The sequence below is a fragment of the Elusimicrobiota bacterium genome (genome assembly GCA_041658405.1).
In the GTDB taxonomy this organism is placed as follows: domain Bacteria; phylum Elusimicrobiota; class UBA5214; order JBBAAG01; family JBBAAG01; genus JBBAAG01.
Genome location: JBBAAG010000071.1, coordinates 1 through 17,616, shown reverse-complemented (window position 1 = coordinate 17,616; position 17,616 = coordinate 1). Strand labels below are relative to the sequence as shown.

At 43.1% G+C, this 17,616-nt stretch carries 13 protein-coding genes; 3 read left to right on the top strand and 10 right to left on the bottom strand.

All coding sequences use genetic code 11. The features are described 5' to 3' along the window. Positions 1-1,373: exo-alpha-sialidase (locus WC955_10770; protein MFA5859530.1), on the bottom strand; the 1,373-nt coding region annotated here is incomplete at its 3' end. A 47-nt stretch (positions 1,374-1,420) separates the two neighbouring features. Next, positions 1,421-2,500, bottom strand: a complete 1,080-nt coding sequence (locus WC955_10765) for a sialidase family protein (GenBank protein MFA5859529.1) — start codon at positions 2,498-2,500, stop codon at positions 1,421-1,423. 141 nt (positions 2,501-2,641) lie between these two features. Here WC955_10765 and WC955_10760 point away from each other — a divergent pair, with 141 nt between their 5' ends. Further along, positions 2,642-4,372, top strand: coding sequence for an FAD-dependent oxidoreductase (locus WC955_10760; GenBank protein MFA5859528.1), 1,731 nt, complete (start codon positions 2,642-2,644; stop codon positions 4,370-4,372). 14 nt (positions 4,373-4,386) lie between these two features. On the opposite strand, the gene WC955_10755 is transcribed toward WC955_10760, so the two are convergent. The 4 genes from WC955_10755 to WC955_10740 are packed head-to-tail and all read right to left on the bottom strand — an operon-like array spanning position 4,387 to position 8,941. Further along, positions 4,387-5,565 (bottom strand): sialidase family protein, encoded by a 1,179-nt coding sequence (locus tag WC955_10755; protein ID MFA5859527.1) that lies wholly within the window; start codon positions 5,563-5,565, stop codon positions 4,387-4,389. Between the two features lie 20 nt (positions 5,566-5,585). Then, entirely contained in the window at positions 5,586-6,203 is a 618-nt protein-coding gene (locus WC955_10750; GenBank protein ID MFA5859526.1) for an RNA methyltransferase, read from the bottom strand. A 7-nt stretch (positions 6,204-6,210) separates the two neighbouring features. After that, positions 6,211-7,230 carry a uroporphyrinogen decarboxylase family protein gene (locus tag WC955_10745; protein MFA5859525.1) on the bottom strand — a complete coding sequence of 340 codons (1,020 nt, stop codon included), beginning with the start codon at positions 7,228-7,230 and terminating at the stop codon, positions 6,211-6,213. Between the two features lie 19 nt (positions 7,231-7,249). Next, on the bottom strand, positions 7,250-8,941 hold the full coding sequence (locus WC955_10740; protein ID MFA5859524.1) for a carbon starvation CstA family protein: 1,692 nt from the start codon (positions 8,939-8,941) through the stop codon (positions 7,250-7,252). Between the two features lie 114 nt (positions 8,942-9,055). Between WC955_10740 and WC955_10735 the strand changes: the two genes are divergently transcribed. Continuing rightward, the gene (locus WC955_10735; GenBank protein ID MFA5859523.1) at positions 9,056-10,480 is read left to right on the top strand and encodes a BNR-4 repeat-containing protein; all 1,425 of its coding nucleotides are present in this window, start codon (positions 9,056-9,058) and stop codon (positions 10,478-10,480) included. Positions 10,481-10,498: 18 nt separating this feature from the next. Beyond that, a complete protein-coding gene (locus tag WC955_10730; GenBank protein MFA5859522.1) occupies positions 10,499-11,848 on the top strand; it encodes a BNR-4 repeat-containing protein in 1,350 nt (449 codons plus the stop codon). A gap of 20 nt (positions 11,849-11,868) precedes the next feature. Here the strand turns inward: WC955_10730 and WC955_10725 are convergent, their stop codons facing one another. The 4 genes from WC955_10725 to WC955_10710 form a co-directional block, all read right to left on the bottom strand. Beyond that, positions 11,869-12,639 (bottom strand): amidohydrolase family protein, encoded by a 771-nt coding sequence (locus tag WC955_10725; GenBank protein MFA5859521.1) that lies wholly within the window; start codon positions 12,637-12,639, stop codon positions 11,869-11,871. Then, on the bottom strand, positions 12,636-13,412 hold the full coding sequence (locus WC955_10720) for an amidohydrolase family protein (protein ID MFA5859520.1): 777 nt from the start codon (positions 13,410-13,412) through the stop codon (positions 12,636-12,638). The genes WC955_10725 and WC955_10720 overlap by 4 nt, the downstream gene beginning before the upstream one ends. A 17-nt stretch (positions 13,413-13,429) precedes the next feature. Further along, the gene (locus WC955_10715) at positions 13,430-16,198 is read right to left on the bottom strand and encodes an alginate lyase family protein (protein MFA5859519.1); all 2,769 of its coding nucleotides are present in this window, start codon (positions 16,196-16,198) and stop codon (positions 13,430-13,432) included. 166 nt (positions 16,199-16,364) lie between these two features. Continuing rightward, positions 16,365-16,778 carry a hypothetical protein gene (locus WC955_10710; protein MFA5859518.1) on the bottom strand — a complete coding sequence of 138 codons (414 nt, stop codon included), beginning with the start codon at positions 16,776-16,778 and terminating at the stop codon, positions 16,365-16,367. Between the last annotated feature and the right edge of the window lie 838 nt (positions 16,779-17,616).

Sequence of the window (17,616 nt, the reverse complement as noted above, 5' to 3'; positions counted from 1 at the left end):
ATCGTTACCTGTATTTGCCTAAGTTTCCCAACTGTTTTATCCCCTGAACAATATGCTAACACTATATTTTCTCCCACGAATTCTATCGCAATATAACAGTACCATCCATATGGATCATCTTCAATTTGTTTATGGTTTACCCACGTTTTCCCTTCATCCTTAGATATTGCGGTTACCAACGGTGTGCGTTTCAACGGGGTAAACGGGAACCGCCCCGAATGGTCGTTGTATACTACTAACAAATCGCCGGTTGAAGGTATACGTTTAATTGATGCAGGTGAACATGGAGAAATTAACGACGACTTTTCTACTGCACTCCATGTTTTCCCGCTGTCTTTAGAAAACGATTCGTACTGGCATCCGAGGTCAGTACGCGCCCATAACATCAGCGTCCCGTCCTTAAGTTCTACAACTCCCGGTTCCTGTAAACCAGATTTATGTTGTCCCTTAATACCAAATACCATGATTTCGCTGTCCATAGCAACCGGTGATTCCAGAATACTATTGCTACACTGCCATGTGTATCCGTTATCATCAGAAAAAAATATTTCCGCTTTTCCGCATGACGCTACAGGCACAACAACCCGGCCCGTAGACAACTGTATCATCCGGTCATTATTGACAACGTGATATCCCTGTATTGTCGCATGGGTTACTTCCACTCTGTCATTCCACGTTTTCCCGTCATCAGTTGACCTGCGGATATAGTACCCGCAATCGGTTCCCGTGTTTTTCACGAGGTATCCTATTAGAATATCACCGTTTTTCAAGCGCAGCAGTGATACAGACATTACGTTGCACTGCCCTTCATTCTGTACAACTACCTGATCTTCAGTACTCCACGATTTCCCGTCGTAAGAGGAATATCGCGCAGCAAGGTACGCTTTATCATGATCCCCGCCTGTCCCGGAATAGTAGTGAGTATATACAAACATAATACGGTTGTCATTAAGTTTAACAAACGCACCTTCCGAATTCCTGGGATTCCCTTCACTGGGAGGTAATAGTTTGTTTTTATAAATTACTTCTTTTTTCTGCTGCCCGGCTTCATAATATTTTGTTGAGATTCCGGTTATTTTTTCACCCGCATAATTCCATTCAGTGTAAGACTTATCATCTTTAGAATATTCTTTTACTATCCCATCCGGTATCTTTCCTTCTTTTTCTACAACCTTACCTTTTTCGTTTATTAATATTTGAGCTATCATTTCATTATTATTATAAAACGTTTCTACTGTCGTTATTCTCACCTTATTGTTTTTATCAACTTTACTCCGGGTTTCAACTATTTTTATGATTTCTGTATAACCTGAAACACAATTGCATAATAATATTGCTGTTAAGGCTAATAGAATTCTTGTAATGGCTATCATAATATTTTTCTCAGTTTATTCATTCTCAACCAAGAACAACGCTTCTCTTATTTATACAGATAATCTAGATCAAATACTGTAATCTGTGTCTGGTTAAGCCTGCCCACAACTTTATCCCCCGCACAGTAAGCGAGTAATACATTATCTTGATAAAAATTTATTGCTGCGTAACAGTACCACCCATCAGGATCGTCCTCCAGAACTTTATGGTTTACCCACGTCTTCCCTTCATCCTTGGATATAGCGGTTACCAACGGTGTACGTTTCCATTTACCAAACGGAAATCTTCCTGAATGGTCGTTGTATACTGCCAATAAATCGCCGGTAGCGGGTATGCGTTTAATTGACGCCGGTGCACATGGAGATATCAGTGTCGATGGTTCCGGTGGTGACCACGTATCCCCGCAGTCTGATGAGTACGAGTAGTATTGTGTACCAAGGTCGGTACGTGCCCATAATAACAACCTACCGTCCTTTAGTTCTACCAACCCGGGCTCCTGAAGGCCGGTCACGTGCACCCGTTTTTCTTCAAACGCGTCTACAGTAACACGGTCTGCAACAGGAGATTCTAATACAACCGTGCTTTTCTTCCATGTACTTCCTATGTCATCTGAATAGAAAGTTGCAACTTTTGAGCGTTTGTTAAAAGATTTTCCATCAAGCGAATAATGAAGCGCTGCCGGCGCGATAATACGCCCGGAAGAAAGTTGAACCAGCCTATCATTATTCACTACGTGATAGCATAGTTCAGTTGTAACCCTCACCCTGGGTGTCCATGTATTCATTTCATCCGTTGATTTGATAACAACAAACTGGCAGTCGGCATACGAGTTTTTCCATAGGAAGCCCAGAAGTATATCGCCGGTTGACAACCTCACAAAATCGCCGGACATCACGTTACACTGCCCGTCATTTTTGATAATAACATCATCTTCCTTCGTCCAGGTAAGCCCGCCGTCACTGGAATACCGCGCGGATAGGTTTGCAAAATCAAGGTCACCGCCGATACCGCCATAAAAACGGGAATACAAAAACGCTATCTTCCCGTCTTTCAGATTTATAAACGACCCTTCCGAGTTCCTGGGATTTTCTTTACCGGGAGGCAACAACTTATTTTTGTGTATCATACTTACCCTTTCAAATATTTACTTCCTAATAAATATTTTATCAATAATGTATAAGATGTCAAGAAAGACCGTGTGTTGACAATATTTTTTAGTAAAATATTATAAAATTGAAAGTTAGTGGGGGTACCAAAAAAATATTTTATGAAACATTTTAAGCACAAAACAGGCGTTTGTGTAATTGGCGGCGGGATGGCAGGCATATGTGCAGCCATTGCTGCGGCAAGGGAAGGCGTAAAAGTTGTCCTCATGCAGGACCGCCCGGTCCTCGGAGGTAATGCCTCCGGAGAAGTACGCGTACACGTTTCCGGTGCGGATAGGAATAACAGAATCCCGAATGTCCGTGAAACCGGTATTATTGAAGAAATCCGGCTGGAAAACCTTTACCGCAACCCGGAACGATGTTTTTCTATATGGGACACAGTGTTATACGAAAAAGTTAAGCTTGAACCTAACATAACACTCCTGCTTAACTGTTCCTGTAACTCCGCTGATGTAAAAAAAAATAGTATTAAATCCGTTACTGGGTGGCAGCTGACCACTGAAACGTATCATAAGGTAACCGCAAAAGTTTTTATTGACTGCAGCGGTGATAGTTTACTCGCAGTGCTTACCGGTGCGAAATTCCGTATCGGCCGTGAAGCACGGAAAGAGTTTAACGAATCATTGGCACAAGAAAAATCCGACCGACACACAATGGGAATTTCACTTACGTTTATCGCGAGGGATACAGGTAAACCACAAAAGTTTATACCACCCTCCTGGGCGTATAAGTACCCCGATGAAGAATCGTTACCATTCAGGTCGCATAAACACCTTACCATGGGCTACTGGTGGATTGAGTACGGCGGGATGATTGATAATATCCATGATACGGAACTCATACGCGATGAACTACTTAAAATTCTTTATGGCGTATGGGACCACCTAAAAAATTGTGGCGACCATGGCGCGGAGAACCTAACCCTTGACTGGGTACAGTTTTTACCCGGAAGGCGTGAAAGCCGGAGGTATATCGGTGACCACGTACTAAACCAAAATGATGTAGACACACTGCGCGTATTCCCTGACGAAATCGCATACGGCGGCTGGACAATGGACATCCATCCGTCAGAAGGGTTTTACTTCAAAGGTAAACCCACAGTGTTCAACAAAACACCAAGTCCATACGGTATCCCATACCGCAGCCTGTACTCAAAAAATATTAATAACCTTATGTTCGCGGGACGGAATATCAGCGCAACTCATGTTGCAATGAGCTCGACCCGCGTAATGGCAACCGGCAGTTTACTTGGGCAGGCAACGGGTACCGCTGCGGGAATAGCAGTAAATAGTGGTACCACTCCCCGCGGTGTATATAAAAACTATATGCCTAAACTCCAGCAAAAACTGTTGAATTCAGACTGTTACCTCCCTAACTATAAAGAACAGTTCAGTAAACTTACGTTAACCTCAATAATATCAGCGTCCGAAGGCAATCCTGAACCGTTGAGAGACGGTATCAACCGCCCCGTTGGGGAAACCCAGCATTGCTGGGCTGCTCATACAGGTTCATGGGTACAATACGAATTCACAAAACCTGTGATGGTGAGAAAAACAAAGATTGTTTTTGACAGCGCGTTGATTAAGAAGATAGCGCTTAGCCATCATGCCGGAGCAACTGACCATGAAACACAGATGGTTTCCGAGATGACAAAAGGGTTCCGCGTAGAAGTTTTGTCTAACGGCACCTGGGTGAATGTGTATGAAACACAGGATAACCACCAGAGGTTAAATGTTGTTAAAATACACAAAAAATGTTCAGCTGTTAAACTAACAATATTATCAACCTGGGGAACTGAAACCCCGAAGGTATTCACTTTTGCGGTGGAGTAAGACACACAAATTGTCTAATAAACCTTTATCCTATACTCATACGCGGGACTGGTAAGCTCTTTCCCTTTTTCTTGTATCCTCGCCATGGTAAGAACAAACTCATGCGACTCACGGTCTTCATATACCTTGAAGTTCGATAATTGTAGAAGGTCAGAATCGCCTTCATGTTTATCATCAATAACCGCAACTGTTTCCTTTTTCACAGCAATTGTAACTTCGTCAATCTCGCATACCTGAAGAGGATACCGAGGACGGTTGCCATCGGAATTCATGGGTATAATATTTGTGAACCAGTACAACTTCTTATTCACCGAATGGCGGATAAGTATCGAGCCTGTAGAAGGCGCATAAAAACTGCTGCTATCATCATACGTCAAAACATTGGGTTCACTCCAGGTATACCCGCCGTCAGAGGAAAGGACGTACCATTTCCGCCCGGGGATATTATCCTTCGCCTGTACATTTGACCCGCGGCAGATCATCAACACTTTACCATCCGGTAAAACTTCGATTGCAGGTTCGTACAGCCCGCGGGTGGATTGTTCCTCAGGGACAACCACAAACTTACTGGTTTCCCACTCAAGCCCGTCATTTTTCCAGGTACCAATAACACACCCGGCGGATAACATAACTTTATTTGACACATACTTCTCGTCGATCGGGCTTTTCCTTAAAGGTACAAGTAACTGCCCGTTACGGTTGATTACCGGCCGGCAAAACGATATCCCCAGCCCGTTTTTGCCGTACTCCACGCCATCCGCCCAGTGGATCTCATCCCCGCCTTTCTGGATAACCTGTTTTGAAGCGGTAAACGTCTTCCCTCCGTCAAACGATATCCTGTAGAACACACGGTAATACTTCCTTGCCTGATGCGTAAAATACCCGCCGGGGTATAAATGATAATTATAAAAATGTACCAACACATTTTTTTTCGGATCTACCACAAACGTAGTCTCACCCCACCGGTAATCGCCTTCCGGTTTTGTAACAGGTTCATACACTTTCTCCAACTCCGTCCATGTACTCCCGTTATCCCCGCTGAACCGCCGGTAAAACATACCGCCGGTATCCGACGCTACTGTTTCGTGGACAAACTGCAACAACTCAACCCCTGCCGGATAACGGTAAATTGTATTAACATGCATCGCAACTCCAGGCCGCGTGGGTACCAACACTTTTTTGGTAACTTCCATCTAGTAAACCTCGTTTCGATTTATTTCTTTATTAACTCATCGTACAACTTTTTTTGTTCTTCTACCGACAACAAACTTTTATTCATATTCTTAGCGGTAATTCTCTGCCGGGTAAGTTCGTACATACAAATCGCAGCAGTTACAGATAAGTTCAAACTCTGAACAAACCCGCGCATAGGAATAATAATCTTTATATCCGCAAGTTCGACAGCTTTCTCTGATAACCCGCGGTGTTCGTTCCCAAACATAAGTACAGGTTTTGCTAAACTGCTAATATCCGATTCATACAACGATACAGCGTCCGGGGTAAACGCGGTTGCAATAATTGTATACCCTTCAGTTTTCAACTTGGATAAACACATTTCTGTAGAGTCGTATGACATGAAATCCAGCCACTTGTTTGCAGAAGAGGATGTTGATTTCCCAACCTTTCGTGGATTGAACTTTTTTTCATGTTCAAATATGAGGCACACTTTTTGTACGCCAAACGCGTCACAGCTGCGGAACACAGCTTCCGCGTTATGCGGATCGTATATATCTTCGAGTACCACCACGCACTCCTGCCGCGCAGTTACTACCTTTTTTATGCGTTCTACACGATTAACTGTCTTAAATTGTTCAGCTCTTATTTTTAGCATTATAAACTTAACTCTTCTTCAGCCAGTACCCGCCAAGGGATTCCATAGTTTTTACTACCGCCGCAACATTTTCTATTGGCGTACCTTCGTATACACCATACTTTAGGCTTAACCCACCTGTTGGTGAACCCAGCTTTTGGACACATTCCGTAAGATGTTTTTCAATCTCCGCCGGTGTACCGAATACCGTTACGTTTTGACGGTCAACATCGAGGTCTAGGTACACTTTGCCTTTAGCCAAAGCTACGAGGTTATCTATCCCGTTAACAGAATCCTGAGGGTTTAAAATATCCACCCCGCAAGTTATGAGGTTAGGTATTATATCTATGATCTTACCATCGGTATGGAGATACACCTTCCCGCCGTTAGCATGGCATGCTTTGAATATCCGCGTATACCCAGGCTGTATAAATTTTGCCCATTTTACCGGGCTTACCGGTAACGCGGTCTGGAACCCGAGGTCATCACCAAACGTGAAGTACTTCACCCCGATATCGCTATACCGTTTAATCACCGATACCCAGTAATCCGCAAGTTTTTCTGTTAAATCCACAAACTCCGGCGGTTCTTCCATAAAATCAACCATTGCGTTCTCAAACCCGCGGAGGTATGTAAGTTTCAGGAAGTAATGACCGTGCTCAAACCCGGCAGACGGGATTCCGCCGGTAGTAATAACCTTCTTCATCCTATCTTCCGCTTTTGGCCAGTCAGTAAAATCTTCCGGTTTTGGAAACTTATACTCTTTATACTTCCCCCAGTCATCTATCGGATGCCCGGTAACCTGCCCGTCAAGATATCCACCCGGAAAGTGCCACTCGCACCCCCAGCGGTCGGTCATCATATGTTCGTTCTTACGTTCCTCCCCGCCGGTAGGGCCAAGCCGGACATATTTACATCCTTTGGCTAGGTTAACAAAAAACTCAGTATTATTATTATAAAGCGTTTTTATTACATGCACCCCGGCCTGTATACTCCCATCCCCGCGGCCTTCCAAATTTGCAAGCCAGCTTTCATACTTAGTTACCATAAAAATATCTCCTTTTCTTTTACGCAATAACTCTTCTTGTGTTTTTTGAAGATAACACCCGGTATGCTTCAATTACTAAAACTATGCTGAGAACAAGCAATACTATACCCACCACTCCGGAGATTATGACATCAGGTTTTACAGTCACTCCGGTAGAGAGTGAGGGAAGCACTTTAACAAAATCTCCAACCTGCACAATCAATGACCATAATGTCATTGTTAACATAAAAATCATGGGTAGTATAGTAAACCACGCAGGTTTTCCGGTTTTTACTAACCACACGGATAACGCTAGTAACGTTAAACTCGCAAGTAACTGATTACTCGTACCAAAAATCGGCCACGCAACAAGATACCCTTTCTCCTGGGTTAACATCAGAAATATTACAGGAAGTAGTAACGTCAACACCGTTGCTGCGTACCCGCTGAGCACTGATTTCCAGCCAAGCAGTTCCTGCAGGATATACCGCGCTAACCTCGTGCAGACGTCCAGAGTGTCATACACAAACGTTGAGAACGCGAGTAATGCAAACGGTAATGCCACACTGTACCCTACGCCCAACATACCAAAATATTTTGCGATACCGTTAGCGTATATCATGTTAGGCTCTGACTTCAGCATTTCATCACCCGGTGCAAGCATCATTACCGTAGCTAATGCCAGTACCGCGACTAACCCTTCCAATAACATCGCACCGTAACCCACTAACAGCGAGTCAGGCTCTTTCATCAACTGTTTTGACGTAGTGCCGGAACTTACGATCCCGTGAAAACCTGAACACGCACCGCAGGCAACGGTTATAAACAGTATAGGGAAAATTAGTTTGCCGTTAGCTGCGCTCTTTAACCCGTCAAGGTTTAACGCGGGATATTGTATTGTAAACCCGCCTAGTATTGAACCTATAAGCCCGACTGCCAAGGTTAGATACAACAACCACCCGCCAAGATAGCCACGTGGCTGGAGTAATAACCACATCGGTATCACCGACGCTATGAAACAATATATTAGTAATATAACATCCCATTGTTTTGCATTAACCCCGGAGAGAGCCGAAAGAACACCTTCCGGCATCCGCGGGCCAAGCCAGATTACCAGCAATACCAAAGGTATAAACACTGCCGTAGTGATCCCAAGATTTGCTTTAAACTTATACAACAACACTCCCATGAGCACGCTTAATCCGAGGTACAGGATTGACGATGCAGCAACCCCGGGCCCGTATGCAACATTATCCTTTGAAATAATACGGAATGTCTGGGCGGTAACATCGGTGAACGCTATTATGACATACACCAATGCCAGCCATACAAAGATTAGGAAAAGTATGTGCGCGGTCTTTGACATATTCTTACGCACAATTTCACCGATTGAGGACGCTTCATTTTTTATTGACGCAGCTAACGCCGTAAAATCGTGTACTCCGCCGATAAAGATTGAGCCTAGTATTATCCATAACAATGCGGGAAGCCACCCAAACCATATCCCCGCAAGTATCGGCCCAACGACCGGCCCCGCAGCGGCAATCGCGGAAAAGTGTTGTCCAAGTAACATAAACGGGTTTGCCGGGACGTAGTCCACACCATCATTTATTTTACACGCAGGGGTAACACATTTATCATCAAGAACTACCGTTTTTGCTAGAAATGCACCATAAAACCGGTATCCCGCAATAAATACTAATAAAGATACAAGTACTACTGTTACTATCATATAAGTTAAATCCCCTTTCCTTTATTTCTTTGATATATAATTCTACAAAATTGTATAATGTTAACTATATAAATTGTGACCACAGTTTTTTTAAGGAAGAAGGAGAATATTTACATGATCAAAACAAAGATGTCAGTTTATTTGATTACAGGAATCTTACTTACATCATTTTTTGCGGGGACTACCCTTACTGCTGCAGAGAATGAAATCTCATACCCCCGCGCGGACGGGTATTACGGTATATGGTACTATAACCAGCGTTCAACAGATGTTTATAAATACAAATACAGCGGCGGGCTGGCAACGTATCCGCAACAGATGAACCCATTTGCTGTGTATTCAAAAGAAGCGGATAAAACATTCTTCACTTACGGCGGGACTACTGTAAAAGATAATAAATCAGGTAAACGCTCAATCCTTCATATGGTAGGATACTATGACCATAAGACCGGGATGGTACCTAAACCCGTGATTTTACTGGACAAAAAAACTGGTGACGCACATGATAACCCTATTATCAGTATCGACGAGGCAGGATATATCTGGATATTTTCGAACTCCCACGGTACCAGCCGCCCATCGTTTATTAATAAAAGCGCAAAACCGTATGATATAAGCAATTGGATACACATTTCTACCACCAATTTCTCGTATGGCAGCATTTTTAACATCCCCGGGGTTGGGTTTGTATTTCCCCACACGAACTATGAAAAAGGCCAACGCGCGTTATATTTTATGAAAAGCAAAGACGGTATCACATGGACACCGAATACAAAAATCGTAAAATTTGAGAAAGGGCATTATCAGGTATGCTGGCATAACGGTAAACGTATCGGTACAGCGTTTAACATGCACCCGATCCCGCGTGGGCTTGATGCACGGACGAACCTGTACTACATGCAAACCGACGATTACGGCGATACATGGACAACAGTCAGCGGCGAAAAACTGTTAATGCCTCTGACTACTATGCAAACCCCGACGCTTGTACATGACTACCAAAAAGAAGGGTTATTAGCATACATGAAAAACGTGCAGTTCGATGCTGAAGGCAACCCCATAATTTTTTATCTCACAAGCAAAGGCCATGCGTCAGGCCCGCAGAATGATCCACGTATACTCCATACTGCCCAGTGGACCGGTAAAAACTGGGAAATCCGTGACGTTACGACGACGGATAATAATTATGACTACGGCCCGTTGTACGTTGAATCAGACGGCACCTGGCGGGTAATCGGCCCGTTTATCTCCGGCCCGCAGCCGTACAATCCCGGCGGTGAAGTTGTGATGCTCACGAGTACCGACCAGGGAAAAACGTGGACGAAAGTTAAACAGTTAACCACCGGCAGCGAACGTAACCACACGTATGTAAGGATTCCATTAAACGCGCATCCCGACTTTTACGCATTTTGGGCGGACGGCAACGCGAGGGAAGCATCAATCGCAGCGTTGTATTTCACTAATAAAACCGGGGATCACGTCTGGCGGTTGCCTCTTGAGATGAAGGACAACTTCGCAAAACCTGAGATCGTTAAATAACCCGGACGGTATTCAATTATGACAACTGATAATGACAAAAGTTATACACGGGCAGATGGATATTACGGTATATGGTACTACAACCAAGCATCTAAGGACGAGTATAAATTTAAGTATAGCGGTGGGCTTGCGACGTATCCCCAGCAAATGAACCCGTTTGCCGTATATTCAAAAGAAGTTGATAAAACATTTTTTTGTTACGGCGGGACAACAGTACGAAATAATAAAGATCAAAAACCATCGTTACTGCATATGGTTGGATACTACGACCACAAAACCGGAATGTTTCCTAAACCCGTAGTTTTGTTAGACAAAAAAACAGACGATGCGCATGACAATCCGATCATTAGTATCGATGGAGCAGGATATATCTGGATATTTTCCAATGCCCACGGTACCGGCCGCCCGTCGTTTATCCATAAAAGTGTTAAGCCTTATGATATAAGCAACTGGGCCCTTATTTCAACAACTAACTTTTCTTACGGCAACATTTTCAATATCCCGGAGGTAGGCTTTGTTTTCCCGCACACGAACTACGAAAAAGGTGAACGCGCATTATATTTTATGAAAAGCAAAGACGGGATCACCTGGACGCCAAACAAAAAAGTTGCAAAATTTGAGAAAGGGCATTACCAAGTTGTGTGGCATAACGGTAAACGTATCGGCACAGCGTTTAATATGCATCCGCTACCCATAGGGTTAAACGCACGGACAAATGTGTATTACATGCAAACTGATGATTATGGAGATACATGGACAACTGCTAGCGGTGAAAAACTGGAATTACCTTTATCCGCGGTACAGAACCCTGCGCTTGTGCATGACTACCAAAAAGATGGGGTGTTGGTATACACAAAAAATGTGCAGTTCGACACTGAGGGCAACCCCGTCCTTTTTTATCTTACCAGTAAAGGCTTTGAATCCGGCCCGGAGAATAATCCCAGGATTTTGCATACCGCAAGATGGACCGGAAAAAACTGGGAAATTCGTGACGTTACTACCACAGGCAACAACTACGACTACGGCCCGTTATACATAGAACCCGACGGCACCTGGCGCGTGATTGGCCCGTTCATAACCGGCCCACAGCCGTATAATCCCGGCGGTGAAATTGTTATGCTTACGAGTACTGACCAGGGAAAAACATGGGTAAAAGTCAAACAGTTAACCACCGGCAGTGAACGCAACCAAACGTATGTACGCATGCCATTAAATGCTCATCCCGGCTTCTACGCGTTTTGGGCGGATGGTAATGCGAGAGAAGCGTCTGTTTCAGCGTTATATTTCACCAACAAAACCGGTGACCATGTATGGCGGTTACCTATGGAAATGAAAGGCGAGTTTGCGAAGCCGGAAATAGTAAAATAATCTGTTAGTAACAGAATAATTTACAGGTTAAACACTTTCTCCGCGTTTTTATACGCAACCAATTCTTTTTGTTCACCTGTAATCTGGCTATACAACACCTTGTTATAAGCAGACCGGATGTAATAAAACGGTGCGTGTGAACCAAAAAGTATGCGTTCTGCCGGTACGCCGGTTTTCACAAAGTTGTATAACGTATCGCCGTTCTCCGTTGATGAAATATCGAAATACACGTTACTTGTTGTTTTTACAAGTTCCCGTGCTTCCGGAACGTACGCGCTTAACGCTACAATGTTAAGTGACGGATATTTATTAGCAACCTCGGATATATCTTTCCACGGAGTATCCGGTATTTTTGCTAATGGATGATGCGACCGCCGGTCTTCGTACCTTATATGAACCAGCAGCGGTATTTTTAGTTCTATCAACTTCCGGCATAATTCATCAACCCGCGGATCTGTGGCAAGCGAGTACCAATGGTAGTTCGGTATAACTTTTATCCCGCATAATACACTGGAGTATCGGCCAATAATTTCATGCCAGTTGTTAACCCGGAGGTTTACTATCGGGACAAAATGCAGGTGTTTATACTTCTTTACCTGTTGATACGCTTCTGTATTACCAAACTCGGGGTTAGGATAAAATACTGCGGTAGTTGAGGATATAATACCGGAACCAATATTTTCGTTTTTCAAATGCTTTACCATCTTCGCAGCGGTATCCTGTTCAAACTTCTGGAACGGCCAGTACCCGAGGTGGAGGTTAACGTCAATCACTTTCATATTAAGTTTCATATTTTTACCTCCAATAACTCTTCCGCGTTATACCGCAGAACCATTTCTTTTTCCTTATCCGTAATACTCGCACCGGTAATATTACCGATATTCGTTGCAGGATCACGCCCGCCGGCACCATAGAGGTCTGACCCAAACAATATCCTGTGCGCCCCGAGCTGTTCCACTGCGTGTTCAAGCACCCCCGCTACCGGCTGTGCGCCGGAAGTGTCAGTCCAAACATTTTTATGGCTTTTGATAGCGTGAATCCCGCGGTACGCACCCCCGCGGAGATGCGCCATAATAATTTTGTTTTTGGGAAACCGTTCCGCTAATACCGCAATGTCGTCAGGATCGTTTTGGAAAGTACCGGGGTTAGGTTCTCTTGTAACAATATCAGTATTCCACGAGTGGTGAAGCAACGGTCTATTAAGTTCAAGCAGTCTTTTCATTATATGACCCAACTGCGGATTAGTGGCATTCGCTGAGATTTCTAGTTTTAATCCTTTAAACCCATGCCCGCTAATACAGCGGTCAAGTTCGTCGAGGTTAAACTTTTCGTCGTTCATAGGGTTTAGGAAACAAAAGCCAATATATTCTTTTGGATACTTTTGAACAAATGAGATTGTTGTATCATTAATCTTCTGTATCTGTTCTTGAGTAGGCTGCGCGCCGGAACCCAGGACATCGCTTAACTGTACAGTAAGCGCGATCCCCATCGGGCGGACATAATTCAGGTGAAGTTCAGGATTATCATTTGCCCGAAGGTGCACATGGAAGTCAATAATTTTCATTTTACATATCCTATCTATTACTTAAGTACTACGGTCTTTATCTCCCCAACCTTACCGCCGGAGTATACTTTCTTACCATTAATTATTAATTCAATCCCATCCACCATATATGCAGCAGCAGGAGTATCAAACTTTTTATCTGAATAAGTTAATACCAGCACCGTACCGTTGAACTCCACATTATTATACTTCATCACACACGGGCTTGAGTAGGACAAGAGTATTAAGTCCTTACCGTAAATTATACCCGCACAAGTATTCTCCCCTGTTGTACCTACTTTAATGCCCTGTGTTTTCTCAACCACATTTTTACCTGCAGATAAGGGTTGTATAATTGTCTCAGCATGCATCGGGAGCGGAGTTTTATAACCATACACAATCTCGTGTGAAGGCTGTATCCCCAACCATGCGTACCATCCCCGGATAGGTTTCTTTTGCCCGATAATATTACGGAACACATAGTTTACCGCTTTCTCCTGGCCATCGGTATGAACCGGTATAATTGCGACATTTGAACACTTATCTTCCTGTGTCACCACAACATCACCAGGGAAGGTTTCAAGTTTCACCGCACGGACTGTCTTCTTACCTTTCTTATCATCCTCTAAAACAGGCGCCGGGCGGAATATTATCTCTACTCCGTGTGTACCGGTCCCAACAATTCTATCGAACACAACTGCATACCGCGATTTCAGGTACACAACACAGCGTTGATGCTGGACATCACGGATTGACGATGCAATATCCTCCTCCCGCGTATGAGTTTTATTCTCCCACACCTGCGCACCACGAGGCGAGTACGCGCGGCGGTACCATCCTACCGCGTAGTCAAACTCTGTGTTATAAACATACCTGCGGTCAGGGTCGGGAATATCTTCATTCGGCCCTAAAGCGCGATGCTGACTTAACCCGTCGATAACAACGCTGTTATGCGACCACGTGCCGCGCCAGTAGGGTTCGTATTCGTTATGATTGTACGAATAAATCCCGGGATCACCGATAACTTCACGCCCGCCTGCGTATAACACAAAATTAAGTTTATCCTCATGTTGATGCCCCGTACCGAAATTCCCAGCGTCAAAGATCAGCATCTGCGCCTCAGCACCCCATTTATCACGCATCACACAGTAGCCCGCGTGGGTAAAGTCGTGGGATAACCCTTCCGGAGGACTGCCGGTTTTACCGTTGCTTCCCATCCAGCGGAAGTCGGGACGGTTAAACACTTCCGCACCGGTATCAAACAACTCGCCTATCCTTTGACGATTAGGGCTATTATCATTAAGAAACGGCAGTGTCCCATCGGGATATACTATATGCTTAAACACTTCAACCCCGTTTTCGTACTGGTTTAACAAACTTTGCGGTAACGCAGTATGTGTATGCACAGCAAGACGTAACGCTGATGCAATACCCATCAACGGGAACCGGTGATAACCCGTTGAACACTCGCTCTGGAAACCGTCCGGGAGGAATAACCGCGAATTTATTTCTATCAACCTATTCATTGCGGTGTCGAGAAACAACGGGGATAACAGTAATTCAGGGAACAATAATGCTGTGGTTAATAAGCCCGAACTTTCCACCTGTAACCAGTTACTTCCCGGTGAAGCGTACATTGAAAGATACTTCCCGTGGTCAACCATTGATTTCGCCATGTTAAACAAACACTCTCGTTGGAATACCGGATGTTCCGCAAGGCTGAGCAGTGCAACTGTCCATTTTTGTCCCGCACGGCCCCCGGCTTCCAGCGTACGCCATTGCGCGTTGGTACGGCTAAACGTCATAGGGCTCGTTGTATACCACGAGTTGAATATCCGGCAAAAACTGGTTATATACTTTTCGTTTTGAGTTGCGGTGTATGCATTAATAAGTGTCCACATCCAGGGATGAGCGTTCATCCATACACGGCTTTCAATATCATCGTCAACGATCAGTGACCAGTCAATTTTATTGCCATACTCGTACCGGCGGTACATATGCGCTTGAAAAATAAAAATGTTGTTGCAGATATCATCGGCTTCTTCTATGTTAACAGTTTTATTAAAATGTACGTCAGGCCAGTTTTGCGATTTCCCAAATTTATGTACTAAATATTTCACGTACTCTATCTTCGCTTGAGCTATGTTTCCGGCAACTACATTGTTCTTGACCTCCTCAAGCCCGGGATAGCCAAGGTTGAGTTCAGAAAAAAAGGTTGTATCGCTAACACCTATTTCCGTAGAAACAGGAATAAACGGTTTCAGTTGTTCCTGTACATCAACGCTGCATTTACCGGAATACGTTGATGCTAATCCTGACGCAGTATTACCCCACAGGCACGCGGTGGTATAAGCAACCGACCCGTGAGATGCAAGAGGTTTTAACGCTTCCGCTGTTACAAACATAACGCTTATCCCCGGGAGAAAATCGGGATTGCACGCATTATTCCCTTTACCTACAAACACAGGAAAAACCCACTGTAATCTTTGCGCTTGAAGCACGCATAAGTATGCAACGCCGCTAGATTTACCTGCACTGCCTGGGTTTTTGAGATACATCAAACACTTCGCCTGGCGGGATATTATTAACGGTATTGTCCATAACCCAAGGCTGTGTATTTCCGGCGCGGGCAGTGGTGTGGTATCAACAAATATTTTAACATCATCCGCGAAACTTTGGTTGTCCCAGGACGGCAGGCCGTCATTATCGGCAATAAACCGTTCGAGGTTGGGATGGTTGAAATCAACCGTGCCTTTGGCTAATATTTCTGATATATCTTTCAGTGTTTCATAAAAACTTTTCGTCATATGCCCTCCATAATATTTCATAAATATTATACCTTTTTTCAAAACTGTACATAAACGCACAATTTGTATGTAGATTTTAGCAAGAAATACTTTATGTTAAGAAGCAAGGGCGTTTTAGGATGCCATCATAACCTGGTTTATGGAGCAGGGTGTATAAGGAATACTGTCAACGCAAATCATTTTCGAGTTCTTCAGACCATATTGCTTTGTGAAGTTCAACACTATTATTTAATTTTAGAATATCATGGCATAGGTTCAAATATTTTTGTAAGGAATCTTTGTCATTTGTTTTATGCATTGAATATAAATGATAGAAATATCCGGCTAACCTAAGTTTATTTTCTAATACTTTTTTGTTAATATTTAGATCTTGAAATATTGTTTTGTGATCATTTTGTGATAATGCAAATCCAGAACTAAAAACCAACCCATAATAAATATAGTCCTTCCCCATAAATTTATAAATTTTTTCTACAGGATTAATGTAATAGGGTAGTATATCTGTTATATCTAATATTAAAGTAGTTGGTATCAAAGACAGGGGAAATAGAATTAACAGAATTATAGGAATGTTTTTCATAATATTTCTGCCTAACATATATTAAATTGCCTTTAACATTCAATCAGAACCTGGTTCATGAAACAGTATGATGCTCCTATATAAAATGATAGCAAAAAATGGAAGAGATTGGATGCCATCAGAACCTGGTTCATGGGACAGGGTGTATAAGGTGCTTTTAAAAAAATGTCAACGCAATTTTAACTAAGCCATTTTCCCCGCCATGCCCCCATTAGATTTCCTGCCAGTGTTTTGATATACTATACGGCAGGAGGGACAAAAACAATATTTTTATGAGTTATTCATCTTATCTTTTTCATTCAATAATTAATACTTTGTTTTCTGTTCCTGGATTTATATTATGGTTTTTTACAGATAATATATTCGTCAATTTATTGAGCATATTGATTTTATCCGGTTGTTCCGTTGGTTTGTATATCAAAATGGGACAAGAAAGAGGGAAAATTCCTTTAATTATTACTACATTGACGATAATTACTTCTATTATTTGTTTAATTTACATTTTTAACACAAGTATAATTAGTAATGTTTTGTTATTTACTTTTTTTCTCTTCCCCTTTAATATAGGGATGGTTTTAGTTCCCCTAATAGATTTATCAAATATATTTATTTTCGTTATCTCCCTTTATTATATTACTAAATTTAAAACACGTTTAAGACGGATATATTTAATTTGGTTAACGTTAATTTTAGGCATTTTAATATTATTCCCCCAATTTCTCAGCGATAGTGACCTCAAGTTAGGTACCTAATTAACTATTAAGGAACTAGTACCATCACAGGGGGTACCCCCTGTGGCGCGAAAAACAAAAACCGGGTATAATAAATACCCTAAGGA

What these genes read in the sequence shown, in the direction of transcription:
- WC955_10765 (MFA5859529.1), bottom strand. Translation starts at nt 2,500, where the DNA reads ATGATACACAAAAATAAGTTGTTGCCTCCCGGTAAAGAAAATCCCAGG.
- WC955_10725 (MFA5859521.1), bottom strand. Translation starts at nt 12,639, where the DNA reads ATGAAACTTAATATGAAAGTGATTGACGTTAACCTCCACCTCGGGTAC.
- WC955_10760 (MFA5859528.1), top strand. Translation starts at nt 2,642, where the DNA reads ATGAAACATTTTAAGCACAAAACAGGCGTTTGTGTAATTGGCGGCGGG.
- WC955_10715 (MFA5859519.1), bottom strand. Translation starts at nt 16,198, where the DNA reads ATGACGAAAAGTTTTTATGAAACACTGAAAGATATATCAGAAATATTA.
- WC955_10750 (MFA5859526.1), bottom strand. Translation starts at nt 6,203, where the DNA reads ATGCTAAAAATAAGAGCTGAACAATTTAAGACAGTTAATCGTGTAGAA.
- WC955_10710 (MFA5859518.1), bottom strand. Translation starts at nt 16,778, where the DNA reads ATGAAAAACATTCCTATAATTCTGTTAATTCTATTTCCCCTGTCTTTG.
- WC955_10735 (MFA5859523.1), top strand. Translation starts at nt 9,056, where the DNA reads ATGATCAAAACAAAGATGTCAGTTTATTTGATTACAGGAATCTTACTT.
- WC955_10740 (MFA5859524.1), bottom strand. Translation starts at nt 8,941, where the DNA reads ATGATAGTAACAGTAGTACTTGTATCTTTATTAGTATTTATTGCGGGA.
- WC955_10730 (MFA5859522.1), top strand. Translation starts at nt 10,499, where the DNA reads ATGACAACTGATAATGACAAAAGTTATACACGGGCAGATGGATATTAC.
- WC955_10745 (MFA5859525.1), bottom strand. Translation starts at nt 7,230, where the DNA reads ATGGTAACTAAGTATGAAAGCTGGCTTGCAAATTTGGAAGGCCGCGGG.
- WC955_10720 (MFA5859520.1), bottom strand. Translation starts at nt 13,412, where the DNA reads ATGAAAATTATTGACTTCCATGTGCACCTTCGGGCAAATGATAATCCT.
- WC955_10755 (MFA5859527.1), bottom strand. Translation starts at nt 5,565, where the DNA reads ATGGAAGTTACCAAAAAAGTGTTGGTACCCACGCGGCCTGGAGTTGCG.